At 66.5% G+C, this 12,749-nt stretch carries 9 protein-coding genes; 8 read left to right on the forward strand and 1 reads right to left on the reverse strand.

Annotated features, from left to right (window positions below; all coding sequences use genetic code 11):
• The first annotated feature begins 167 nt into the window (after positions 1–167).
• Entirely contained in the window at positions 168–1,529 is a 1,362-nt protein-coding gene (locus tag H5T74_04075) for a radical SAM protein (protein MBC7229554.1), read from the forward strand.
• A 1,144-nt stretch (positions 1,530–2,673) separates the two neighbouring features.
• On the opposite strand, the gene H5T74_04080 is transcribed toward H5T74_04075, so the two are convergent.
• Positions 2,674–4,764, reverse strand: a complete 2,091-nt coding sequence (locus H5T74_04080; protein ID MBC7229555.1) for a hypothetical protein — start codon at positions 4,762–4,764, stop codon at positions 2,674–2,676.
• Positions 4,765–5,105: 341 nt separating this feature from the next.
• Between H5T74_04080 and H5T74_04085 the strand changes: the two genes are divergently transcribed.
• From H5T74_04085 to scpB, 7 genes are all read left to right on the forward strand, one after another.
• The gene (locus H5T74_04085; protein MBC7229556.1) at positions 5,106–6,065 is read left to right on the forward strand and encodes a hypothetical protein; all 960 of its coding nucleotides are present in this window, start codon (positions 5,106–5,108) and stop codon (positions 6,063–6,065) included.
• 73 nt (positions 6,066–6,138) lie between these two features.
• Positions 6,139–8,865: a CBS domain-containing protein gene (locus H5T74_04090; GenBank protein MBC7229557.1), complete on the forward strand. Its 2,727-nt coding sequence runs from the start codon at positions 6,139–6,141 to the stop codon at positions 8,863–8,865.
• Positions 8,866–8,867: 2 nt separating this feature from the next.
• A complete protein-coding gene (locus tag H5T74_04095; GenBank protein ID MBC7229558.1) occupies positions 8,868–9,524 on the forward strand; it encodes a site-2 protease family protein in 657 nt (218 codons plus the stop codon).
• Positions 9,525–9,541: 17 nt separating this feature from the next.
• Positions 9,542–10,084: a hypothetical protein gene (locus tag H5T74_04100; protein ID MBC7229559.1), complete on the forward strand. Its 543-nt coding sequence runs from the start codon at positions 9,542–9,544 to the stop codon at positions 10,082–10,084.
• 206 nt (positions 10,085–10,290) lie between these two features.
• On the forward strand, positions 10,291–11,271 hold the full coding sequence (trpS, locus tag H5T74_04105) for a tryptophan--tRNA ligase (GenBank protein MBC7229560.1): 981 nt from the start codon (positions 10,291–10,293) through the stop codon (positions 11,269–11,271).
• A gap of 40 nt (positions 11,272–11,311) precedes the next feature.
• Positions 11,312–12,046, forward strand: a complete 735-nt coding sequence (locus H5T74_04110; protein ID MBC7229561.1) for a segregation/condensation protein A — start codon at positions 11,312–11,314, stop codon at positions 12,044–12,046.
• Positions 12,036–12,740, forward strand: coding sequence for an SMC-Scp complex subunit ScpB (gene scpB, locus H5T74_04115; GenBank protein ID MBC7229562.1), 705 nt, complete (start codon positions 12,036–12,038; stop codon positions 12,738–12,740). Before H5T74_04110 ends, scpB begins: the two co-directional genes overlap by 11 nt.
• Positions 12,741–12,749 lie beyond the last annotated feature (9 nt).

The raw sequence follows: 12,749 nt of genomic DNA on the forward strand, positions 1-12,749 counted from the left end.
GCGGAAAGGGAAGGAGACACCGGGTAGCGGCTACGGGAGGAGGCTCCTTTGACGGCGGCGCCGAAAACGGCCCCGCGGTATGATATGACCGGAAAAGAGAGACGGGTTTTGATGATCGGGGAGGTGATGCGAGAAAAAAAGAAGTTGCGAAACCAAAAGGAAAGGAGGTGAAAGCGATGCCGGACGTGTCCGTGATCAGGGATTACGCGATCAAGAAGACCATCAACGGCTTAATCTTCGTTCTTCCCAACATCCCCGACGACAAACTGCTCTCCTTCGCGGAGAAATTCCTGGGGACGGTAAAATGGCCCGACGGACAGGAGTTCCTGCGCTCGCTCATCCTGCAGGTGAAGAACCGCCTGCCGGAGCTGCACCGGAACGTGCGCCGGGGGGCCATCAACTTCCTCACCGACGCCCTTTTCTATAAGGCGAGGGTGAGGGAGGCATACGAGAAGGAGCATGGATACAGCCCGCCCCTTTTGCTGGTCATCAGCCCCACCATGCGCTGCAACCTCAAGTGCGTGGGCTGCTACGCGGGCATGTACTCCAAAAAGGACGACCTGCCGGTGCAGGTACTCGATCGCGTGCTCACCGAGGCCAAGGAGATGGGTATATACTTCATCGTCATCTCGGGAGGCGAGCCCTTCTCCTATAAGCCACTGATGAGCATGTTCGAGAAGCACCGCGATGTCACTTTCCAGGTCTACACCAACGGCACCCTCATAGACCGCGAGCTGGCGGGAAAGATCGCCGACCTGGGCAACGTCATCCCCTGCATATCCGTGGAGGGCTATGGGGAGGAGACGGACGCCAGGAGGGGCAAGGGAGTATACGACAAGGTGCTGCAGGCCATGGATAACCTGAAGGAGGCGAGGGCCCTTTACGGCTTCTCGGCCACCGTCACACGCTTCAATTCCGACCTGCTCACCAGCGAGGACTTCGTGGACTACTACATGGAGGAGAAGGGCTGCTTCATCGGTTGGTACTTCCAGTACATGCCCATCGGCACCCGCCCCTCCCTGGAGCTCATGACCACCCCGGAGCAGCGCATCCAGCGCCTGGAGCGCGTCACGCGCATGCGCAAGGAGAAGCGGGCGCTCATCTCCGATTTCTGGTGCGACGGGCCTCTCGTGGGGGGGTGCCTGGCGGCGGGTCGCCAGTACCTGCATATCAACCAGAACGGGGACGTGGAGCCCTGCGTCTTCGTGCATTTCGCGGTGGACAACATCAAGGAGAAATCCCTCTCCGAGGTGTTGGAGTCGGATTTCTTCCGCTCCATCCGCGAGCGCGCTCCCTACCATCCCAACCTCCTGCGCCCCTGTATGGTCATAGACCATCCCTACGTGCTCAGGGAATGCGTGGAGAGGTGCGGAGCCCGTCCCACCCATCCCGAGGCGGAGGGCATCATCACCGATCTCGCACCCGACCTCGACCGCTATGGGGAGGAGTACGGGCGCCTCGCTGACCCCATCTGGGAGGAGCGCTACCAGGAGACGGCGGTGGAGGTGAGGCGCCTCCATACCGCGTGAAGAGGAAGCAGAGACATGAAAAGGAGGTCGCCTGCGGGCGGCCTTCTTTTTGGGGTCAGGTCTTCGATCCATCATGCGCCGCGCCCCAAGAGCCCGGCCCCGAAGACCGGCAAGGAGCAGAGTATTCTCCGGGCAGGGGGAAGCCTGCAACCGCGTCCCCGGGAGCGCCCCGTCCTTTCTCGCCCCGACCGCGGAGCCGGGCTCGAGCCGAAGATGAGGGTTAAGGTCATCACTTCAATTGCGGCCGTCCGTTCTCGCCCCGACCATGGAGCCGGGCTCGAGCCCTTTCCCTAGCGGCGCCGGGGGACACGGACCCCGCGAGCCGCGTGACCTCGTGGGGCAGATCCCGTGAAGGCGCAGGGATACGCGACAATCCAACCATCGTCGGGCGGCCCTCCACCGGATGGTTGATGCCCGCGAGAGGTCGGGAAGGTCACGATGTCCATGCTTGCAACGCTCTTCCTAACGAGCTGCCGTCCGTCTCAAGCGCCAAGGGGGTGAGGGGATGTTGCCCGCCGACTGCCACCGCTGCGGAAGCGCCGGATGCGTGGAATTCGGGATGTGCCAGGTTTGTTACCAGGAATATTCTTCACGGGGTCAGAGCTTCGATCTTCGATCCGCGGAGAAGGGCGCGTTCATCCCTTACACGGAGAAGGGGTCGGCTTCCGTCCTGGTTTCATACGGCCCCGCGCTTTCCTACCGAACATGACCCGGGACCGCAGCCTCCATCTTCGATCCATGGAGAGGCGTTGATCTCTCCCTAAAGCGAAGAGCGGGCGGCATCCACCCCCCGGTCCGAGAGGGTCCGCGCCGCAGAGGCGTAGTCGCCGTCTCCGGTCCCTTTGCGGGCGGTGTCGGCGAGGAGATGAGAAGGCGTCCGCGGCTCTCCGCCTGTCATCCGCCCTTCTTCCGGGCCTTCGGGAGGGCGGTGTCGGGAGGGAGACAAAAGGCGTCATGCCTCCCGCGGCAGGGCGTTTTCCTCCTCCGGACATGCAGGGAAAAACGAGACCGCGCCTCACCGGCTCAAGGCCGTAGAGCGAAAGGTTGTTCCCGTGCTCCGGACGCCGAATCTTCCCGCGCGCTCATGGCGTAAGGACCGCGGCGCTCCTTACGCTCTTCTCCACCCCGGGTGTCGGCGATCCCCTCAAGGTCTCCGGCTTCTTTTCCGGCGGGATCTGGCCGATGCCGCCGCCGACAGCAACCCCATGAACGCGCCGAAGAGCAATGCCGCGCTGCCCGATCCCTGGCCGCAGGCCGCCTCCACCCGGAAGCCCTCGCGCATGCGCGCCCCCGTGCCGTCGGGGTTCACCACCACCACGTCGTAGGCGCCCGGCTCGGCCCCGAAGACGAGCAGGGAGCAGGTGATTCTCTGGGGGGAGGAAACGCTCACGCCGGCGGCCTCCAGGAGCGCGCCGCCCTTTCTCAGCCTGACCGTGGCGCCGGGCTTGAACCCGCTGCCCTTGAGCTCAAGGGATACGAAACCCGCGAACTGCGTGACCCTGTCAGGAGCGATCCCGTTGAGGTGCACGGGGTCAGGGTTGGGCAATACCGAGAATCCGCCCGGAAGCAGCGAGAGGTTGCCCGAGGCGTCGGAGACCGCCAGATGGTATTCGCCCTCCCGGACATCGTAGAGCTCGAAGGTGCAGACAATGAGGCTGGGGGAGACGACGGCGGTGGACGAGGCCGCGAGGCCGTAGCCGCCGGAGACCTCCATCAGCGAGACCTTCATGTCCGTACTGAACCCGCTTCCCGTCACCCTCACCGAGACCGCGGTGCCCTGCATCCCGCTGGCGGGGTCCGCCGTATCCACGCATACGGGGTTCTGGAGCACCGTGAATCCCGCGGGCAGCCTGGCCTCGCCGCCGTCGGGATTTGCGAGGACCACGTCGTAGACGCCGGGTTCGGCTTGTATGAGGTCGAGGACGCAGTGCACGCGGTCGTCGGCATCCGGCCAGGCGGCGACTTCGATGGATGAACCATCTTTTTCCATACGCACCGAAAAGCCCTCGTCAAATCCCGTGCAGTGGAGATCGGCCTCCAAGATGCAGCGGTTGTACCCCGAAGAGGGGGATATGCCGTCGATGCGCAGGGAAGGTTCCCAGCCCCCGCTGGAGGTGTGCATGATGTACCCGTGGCCGTACTGCCCGAGGTTGGTGGGGTCGCACCCGCAGGCCCATGCCGCCGTCCCGTCAGGGGTGGAGATGTCGCTGAGGACATAAAGACCGTCCGCCTGGATGTTCCAGGAGGCACCGCCGTCGTCGCTCCTGGCGATATGGTTGCCCCATCCCTGGGCGCATACGGCGAGGAACGCCGTGCAGCCGTCCACGGCGCAGAACCCTCCGTTGCCGTAGCTCCAGTAGCCGACGGGCGTTGGATGGATATCCCAGCTCACTCCTCCGTCGGCGGAGCGCAGGATCTCGGTGCGGGAGTTCGAGGGCGCGGAGAGGTCGGCGTGCAGCGCGGCTACCCATACGTCGAGGGCGTGGGGAGCGGACACCTTGAAATATGCGTATCCTTCCACCGTGTGGTCCTGCCAGTGCGACCCGCCGTCCGAGGTCTTCATCAGGCGTCCCGCCACCGTGGGAGGCACCGGCGGCCAGGTCATCCCGGGAGAGAAGAAACCTCCCGAAGCCCAGCAGGTCTGCCCGTCAACGGCGGAGACGCCGGTCATGGTACAGGGGATGCCTGCGGCCTGCACCTCCCAGGTCCCGCCACCGTCGTCCGTCTTGATGATGAAGCCGTTGAAGGCGGTACCGGAGGAGGTGGAATAGCCCACCGCCCAGCAGGTGCTCCCGTCCACGGCGGAGATGTCCGTGACGCAGTACCCGTCCGCGGCGATCGACACCTCCCAGCTCGAGCCTCCGTCCGCCGTCTTGACGATGCATCCGTATCCGCCGGCCCAGCATACCTCTTCGCTGACCGCGGAAGCGCAGGTGAGGATGGTGGGAAATCCCGGATAGGAGGGCGTCCAGGAGTCGCCGCCGTCGGTGGTCCTGAGGGCGAGAGCCCGCGGTGTCTCCCCCGTCGTCCGTCCCACCGCCCAGCAGGTGTTCCCGTCAACCGCGGAGACGCCGAAGATGCTCGCCGCGTCGTCCTGGAATTGAACCGACCAGCCGCCATCGACGCCGCCCTGCGCGCTTTCCGGCGTCCGGAAGACGGCCGGCGAGGACGCGCCCAGCAGCAGGAGCAGAACAACGCAGGCCGTCCGGCAGGCTTTTTTCCCTGGTCTCATCATACACACCCCCTCATGCCATGCAGCCCTGGACAGGCAGAGTCTGCAGCCCCTCTGCGACCCCTGAGCCCGGATCTGTCGCCTTGAACGAATGGAACAAGGATAAATTTATAAACCATAAGGTAACATAGTCCTTAATGGCGGTCAAACCCCCTCAGGCCCTAACCCGGTCAAACCGGCACTCAGGTGAACGCCGTACCGGGGAGGCCCCGAAAGCGCGACGAAGGGCTCCGAAGCCTCCCGGCGCAGGCGAGGCCTTCCGCGAAAAGCGTCCCGGAAGGCCAACGGGGCAGGAGAAGCGAATGATAGAATGTCCGTGAGGCGGCGTGTTCCCGGGGGGCGAGATGGAGTTCACGGTCTTCGGCGAGGGCTGGCTGGGCGAGATACTGGGCGCGGCGGGAGTCTCCGGCGCGATCCGGGAGAGGGTGAGAAACGCCCTCGCCTCCCTCGCGGAGGGGGAGAGGGGCGCCGTCGAGGCGGAGTGGAAGTCCATCGACCGCATGCTCAAAAAGGGCCGGTTAGCGGAGGCCCTGGGGCTGGCCCTGGAGACGGTGTCCAGGACGGCCGGGGAACTGCGGGCTCTCCTGGGCCAGGAAGCCGCCGTGCTCGAGAGGCCCCTCAGCCCCTTCCTCATCGGGGGCGGCGAGGTGAGGAAGGTGCTTTATGCCCCGGAGGACGTGCGAGAGCTGGCGCGCTCGGGCGACGAGCTGGACGCGCTGCGCGCCCTGGTGCTCATAAACGGCGCGCGACGCCTCCTGGTCAGCTGGGGGGCGGGGGTGGGCGGGAAAAAACCCCGCAGGCTCATACCCCGCCTGGAGAAAGACGTGGAGGACCTGCGCCGCATGCAGGCCGAGCTCCCGGGAGAGGACGAGTTCGGGGAGGACCTCGAAAGGGAGATGGAGTTCGCCGACCGTTTCGCCTCCACGGCCACGCGTTTCGCCCGTGATCTCATGGAGTTGCACGTGTCGAACACCGCCCATCCCGAGGTGCGCCGCCGTTTCGAGATCCTCTGGAACAACGTCCTCCAGCTCGCGGAGGACGGAGACATGGAGTCCGCGTCCCTGGAGGCGTTGCAGGTGCTTGAGGAGGCCTTCGAGCTGGCGGGCATGGGCGGCGGCGATACCCTGGAGAAAGTTGACCTGCTCTACGGCTTTTTCAGCGAGGTGGAGGGATTGCGCAGGGCCGTCGACCGCCTGACCGCCATCTCGCGCGACGGAGAGGGAAGCATGGGCGCGGAGGAGGGGCGTGCCTGTATAGAGGCCATCCGCGGGGCGCTGGCGGACATGGGCCTGGAGCTTGCGTAAGGACCCCTGCCCCTCCGCTTGCCCGCCTCTCGACCGCAGCACGCAAGAGTCCGGAAGGTACGGGGAGGGAGGCTTGGAGGTAATCCTCGGACACGTCAACGTGGACTTCGACGCCTTGGCCTCCATGGTGGCGGCGAAGAAGCTCTATCCCGAGGCGGTGATGGTCTTCGCGGGGTCGGTGAACCGCAACGTGCGCGAGTTCATCTCCCTGCATGGCGACGTGCTGGAGTTCATGGACCCCCGGGCCCTGGACGCCGAGGCCATCGAGCGCCTCATCGTGGTGGACAACCGCATCGCCGAGCGGCTGGGGGAGTTTCGGGACCTCCCGGGGCGCCCCGGGGTCGAGGTCTTCGTCTACGACCACCACCCTCCCTCGCCGCAGGACATGCGGGGGGTGAAGGACTACAGCGAGGAGGTGGGCGCCACCACCACCGTGCTGCTCAAGATCATCAGGCGCAAGGGGATATCCGTGACCCCCTTCGAGGCCACCCTGTTCGCCCTGGGCATCCACGAGGACACCGGTTCCCTCACCTTCGCGGGGACCACCTACGACGATGCCGAGGCCCTGGCCTACCTCATGCGTGAGGGAGCCAACCTCAACGTCATCACCCACTTCCTGGGCCCCGCCCTCACCCCCGCCCAGCACGAGCTCATGAAAAGGCTGCTGGAGGGCCTGGAGACCCTCCGCGTGCGGGGCATCCTGGTGGCGTTGGCGAGGGCGAGGATGGGGGAGTACGTGGAGGGCGCTTCCGTGGTCGCCGGCAAGCTCGCGGAGCTGGAGAACCTGGACGTGGTCTTCACCCTCAGCGAGATGGCGGGGCGGGTGGTGGTGGTGGGTCTTTCCAGGTTGAGCCAGGTGGACGTGCACGAGGTGCTCTCTGGCCTCGGGGGCGGAGGCCACTCCAAGGCCGGCTCCGCGGTGCTCAAGGGCGTTACCTTGAGGCAGGCGGAGAAGAAGCTCCTGGCCGTCCTGGAGGAGAAGGTGCGGCCGCTGGTCACCGCGGGGGAGATCATGAGCGGACCTGTGAGGACCATCGAGGAGGACACCCCCATCGCCGAGGCGTCGCGGCGCATGCAGCGCACCGGGCATACCGCTTTTCCGGTGGTGGACGCGGGAGGTGAGCTGGTGGGGATCATCTCCCGCAAGGACCTCGACAAGGCGGGGCACCACGGGCTGGGGCACGCCCCCGTCAAGGGTTTCATGACCCGCGAGCTGGTGAGCGTGGACGAGGACGCCTCACTGTTGGAGATCCAGGACCTCATGACCGCCAACGCCATCGGCAGGGTGCCGGTGGTGAGGGGACGCAGGGTGGTGGGCATCGTGACGCGCAAGGACGTGCTCAGGGCCCTGCATGGAAAGGATTACCTACGGGGCTTCACCGTCCCGGGGCGCGCCGCGGGATACAGCCGCTCGGAGATCATCGACCTCATGAGGCGAAGTCTCCCGGGGGACGTGCAGGGACTGCTGCACACGCTGTCCCGGGTGGCGGAGGACGAGGGGTTCGAGGCCTACCTGGTGGGGGGCGTGGTGCGGGACCTCCTGCTGGGCTATCCCAACCTGGACCTGGACGTGGTGGTGGAGGGTGACGGCATCGACTTCGCGCGCCTCCTGGCAAGGGCGCTGAAGGCCAGGGTCAGGAGTCACCGCAAGTTCGGCACCGCCGTGGTCATCCTGCCCACGGGGCGCAGGATAGACGTGGCCACGGCGCGCACGGAGTTCTACGAACGTCCCGCGGCCCTGCCCACGGTGGAGATGTCCTCCATCCGCCAGGACCTCTACCGCCGCGACTTCACCATCAACACCATGGCGGTGGCTCTGAGCGGCGACCGCTTCGGCGAGCTCCTCGACTACTTCGGGGGACTGCGGGATCTGGAGCGGCGGCAGGTGCGCATCCTCCACAACCTCAGTTTCGTGGAGGACCCAACGCGCATCTTCCGCGCCGTGCGTTTCGAGCAGCGCTACGGCTTCCGGCTGGAGCGGCAGACGGAGATGCTGGCGCGCCGCGCGGTGGAGATGGAGATCGTGGGCAAGCTCACCAACGCCAGGGTGCGGGACGAGCTCATAGACATCTTCTCCGAGCCCTTCCCCCTCCCCCTGCGGGCCATCGAGCGCCTGCAGGACCTCGGGGCGCTGCGCACGCTGCATCCCGACCTGGAGGTGAGCAAGGGGATGCGGGAACGTTACCGCCTCCTCGAGAGGCACGCCGCGGCGGCGCTGGAGCTGGCGGGGGAGAGGGCCAGGGCATGGATCCCCTCCCTGGCGGCCATGCTGGAGGAACTCCCGGCGCGCGAGGCGAAGAAATGGTGCCACCAGATGCGCTTCCGGAGCGAGGACACCCGGGCGCTCATGCAGTGCCTGGTGACGGTGCCGGAGGTCATCGGGGCCCTGCACGCGGTGGACCTTCGGCCCAGCGAGGTGACGCGTTTCCTTGACCCTCTGAGCGGGGAGGCCTTAGCATATCTCTATGTGCTCGGGGGCCCGGGCACGCGGAGGTACGTGGCGGACTACGTCAGGAAATGGAAGGATATTCCATTAGAGATAAGCGGCCACGACCTCGCGGCATTGGGATTGAAGCCGTCGCGGCGCTACGCGGAGATCCTGGAGCGGGTACGGTCGGAGAAGATCGACGGCCGGGTGAGGGGACGCGAGGAGGAGCTGGCGCTGGCCAGGCGCCTCGCCCTCGACGAGGGGGAGGAAGAGCGGGGAGGCGGCGTGGCGGCGGGTCCCCGGGGCGAGGACGATAAGAGAAGTCCTGGTGGTGAGCCGCGCCCGGGGCGGCTCGGTGACGGAAGCCGGTGACCATGAGCAACCTCGAACGCGCCGTCTATATGCTGGTGGGCCTGATAGTGGGGGTCATCATCCACGAGTACATGCACGGCTACGTGGCCTACCGCATGGGTGACACCACCGCCAAGCGCGCGGGTCGACTGACCCTGGACCCCCTGGCGCACATCGATCCCTTCGGGACCCTCATCCTCCCGGGCATGCTCCTGCTCCTGAGCATCATGGGCTACGGCACCTTCATCATCGGCTACGCCAAGCCGGTGCCCATCAACCCCTTCCTCTTCCGCAAGCCCAGGGGGATCGTCTGGGTGTCCCTGGCGGGCCCCCTCTCCAACCTGGGTCTGGGGGTGGTCTTCATCGGCATCATACGCCTGCTGCTCATGTTCGACGGCGGCGCCATCCTGGACAAGATGGTCTACACCTGCCTTTTCATCGCCTACATCAACATCCTCCTCTTCGTCTTCAACCTCATCCCCATCCCGCCCCTGGACGGCTCGCGGGTGGTGGGATACTTCCTGCGCGGCGAGGCGCGGCGCTTCTACCAGTCCCTGGAGCCCTACGGGTTCTTCATCGTGCTATTGCTGGTGATGACCTTCGGGTTCCTGCTCTCGCGGGTCGTGGGCGGGGTGGCCAATCTCATCACGCGGCTCTTCGGCTTGGGGAGCATCTTCTGAGCGGGGTGTCCTGAGGCGTGAACACCTGGCGCGACCTGCCCGGCAAGGCGCTGGTGGCACTGGCCGCGCTGGATCCCCGCCTGCGGGCCAGGGCGGCGAGGGCGGCGGAGGCCCTGGCGCCGGGAGAGCGTGAGCTCTTCCTCTCCCTGAAACGTTACGATATCGCCCATTCCCTGGCCGTGGCCCGGCGACTGCGCGACGACCCCCTGCTCCGACGCGCCGCGCTGCTTCACGACGCCGGCAAGCTCCCCTCCGAGCTGGGGCTGCCGGCGCGCTGGCTCTACACCGCCGCCGAGCTCACCGCGCCTCGCCTGCTGCGCGGGCTGTGCAGGAGGGCGGAGGAAAGGGCGAGGGGCGCGGGGGCCCTGGAGCGTGCCCGCAGCTTGCCGCGCGGCATGTGGAGGGGGCTCTACGTGCAGGACCACCACGGCGAGATCGCCGGGGAGCTGCTGCGGGAGCGGGGGAGCGAGGAGGAGCTGGTGCGCCTGGTGGCGGCCCACCAGGAGGAGCCCGCTGACGCCAAGGCCGCCAGGCTGCGCGAGGCCGACGACGCCTCGTGAAGGGCGGGCCCGTTCCCCACCCAATGCCTTCCAGTGCGGTCCGGCGCAGGCGCGTTCCCCACGAGACGGCGGAGGTCGCCGCAGGCGTTGGCGGCGCCACGCGCCGCGCCATGCAGGCCGAGGTTGCGGAATTGTAGAATAATGTGACGGACGAGACCGGAGCGGAGCCTTTTCTCCGCGCGGGAAACGAAAAGAGAGGAGAAAGGTTGACACAGAGGATACTCACCGGATACCGGCCGACGGGAAAACTCCACCTCGGGAACCTGCACGGCAACCTCAAGCGCATGATCGAGCTGCAGGAGGAGGCGGAGTGCTTCTTCTTCATCGCCGACTGGCATGCCCTTACCACCGATTACCAGGACCCCTCACGCCTGCGCTCCTACACCGAGGACATGGTGCTGGACTGGCTGGCGGCGGGCATCGACCCTCGGAAGGCGGCCGTCTACCGTCAGTCGGACCTGCCGGAGGTGGCGGAGTTCCACCTCTACCTCTCCCTCATCACCCCCCTGGGATGGTTGGAGAGGGTCCCCTCCTTCAAGGAGCAGCAGGAGCAGTTGCGGGGCAGGGACATCTCCACCCACGGCTTCCTGGGATATCCCGTGCTGCAGGCGGCGGACATCCTCATCGTGCGCGCCGACGGGGTGCCGGTGGGCGAGGACCAGCTCCCCCACCTGGAGTTGACGCGCGAGATAGCGAGGCGCTTCAACCACCTCTACGGCGAGACCTTCGGGGAGCCGCAGTCTCTGCTCTCGCCCAGCCCCCGCATCCCGGGCACCGACGGCCGCAAGATGAGCAAGAGCTACGGCAACTACATCTCCCTAACCGACCCCCCGGACGAGGTGAGGAAGAAGGTGCTCTCCATGATCACCGACCCCGCGCGGCGTACCCGCAGGGATCCCGGGGACCCCGAGAAGTGCAGCGCCTTCCAGCTCCACAAGCCCTACAGCGCCGATATCCTAGACGACATAGCGGAGAAATGCCGTACCGCCGCCAGGGGTTGCGTGGAATGCAAGAGCATGTTGGCGGAGAGGGTGGTGGAGTCCCTGCTTCCCTTCCAGGAGCGACGGAGGGAGATGGAGAGCAGGCCCGGCTACGCCTGGGAGGTAATGGGCGCGGGCCTGGAGAAGGTGAGGCCCATCGCGCGCGAGGTGCTGCGCGAGGTGAGGGAGCGCATGGGCATGGACTGAGAGAGGCCGGGGGATGGATGCGGACTGAGAAGGGGGAAGGTTGCCTTACCAGGTAAAGCTGCGCGTCTTCGAGGGGCCCTTCGACCTCCTGCTGCACCTCATCGGGCGTAAGGAGATCGACATCTACGAGATCTCCCTCGCCGAGATCACCGATGAATACCTCGCCTACATCGAGAGCATGCGCGAGCTGGACCTGGAGGTGGCCACGGAGTTCCTCCTCATCGCGGCCACCCTGCTCAAGCTGAAGTCGGACTCCCTCCTGCCGGCGCCGGAGAAGGAGGTGGAGGAGCTCGCCCCCCAGGAGCTGCGCGAGGAGCTGCTCTGGAGGCTGGTGGAGTACCAGAAGTTCCGCAACGCCGCGGAGGAACTGGCGGGTCGGCTGGAGCGCGAGGAGAGATATTACTACCGACAGGTGGACCTCGAGGAGCCCTTCCGAGACCTGGTCCCGGATGTACTACGGGGTCTGACCCTGGAGATGCTGGCGGCGGCGGCGCGGGAGTTCGCGCAGGGCGAGGACGAGGTGGACGTGGGCTATATCGCGCCCATACGGGTGAATGTGGAGGACTTCATGCAGCGGGTTCGCAGGGCGCTGGAACGCGGGGGACGCACCACCTTCCGCGAGCTGACCCAAGACTGCGCGCTGCGCATAGAGGTGATCGCCTTCTTCGTGGCGCTGCTGGAGCTCTTCAAACGAGAGGAGATCGACTTGCGGCAGGCCACGCGCTTCGGCGATATCGAGATATGCGCGATGGGGGAGGGCGGGGATGGAGATTAAACCTATCGGGGGCGCCATATGGCGGACCGGCGCGGGCCAGGAGGACATCCGGGAGATGGAGGAGGTGAAGGGAGCCCTGGAGGCCCTGCTCTTCGTGGCCGACGAGCCCCTCGCCCCGCGCCGGCTGGCGGAGGCGCTGGAGTGCGACGAGGGCAAGGTCCTCTCCGCCCTGCAGGAGCTGCGGGAAGAATACCTGCGCTACAACCGCGGCATGCAGTTGCGGGAGGTGGGGGGAGGGTGGCGCATGCATACCCATCCCGCCTACGCCTCGCAGATAGAGAGGCTGCTCCTCTCCTCGCGCCGCACGCGGTTGACCCGCGCCGCGGTGGAGACCCTGGCCATCATCGCCTACATGCAGCCCATCACCCGCACCCAGGTGGCCAACCTGCGCGGGGTGCAGTCGGAGAACATGGTAAAGGCCCTGGAGGAGATGGGGCTGGTTGCGGAGGCGGGCAAGGAGAGGGCGCCGGGAGGCCCCGCCCTCTACGTCACCACCGAGAAGTTCCTGGAGCGCTTCGGCCTCAACAGCCTGGAGGACCTGCCGCCGCTGGAGGATTTTCAGCCCGATGCCGAGACGGTGGAGCGCATCGCGCGCTCCCTATCCGGACAGGCGGATAGAGGCGCGGAAGAGGGGCCGGGGGCGTGCGGCGAGGGTGACGTCGTGGAGGCGGAAGAGGCGGAGGACGGGGCCTGAGGAGGCGTC

The organism is Actinomycetota bacterium (genome assembly GCA_014360645.1).
Lineage (GTDB): Bacteria > Actinomycetota > Geothermincolia > Geothermincolales > RBG-13-55-18 > Solincola_B.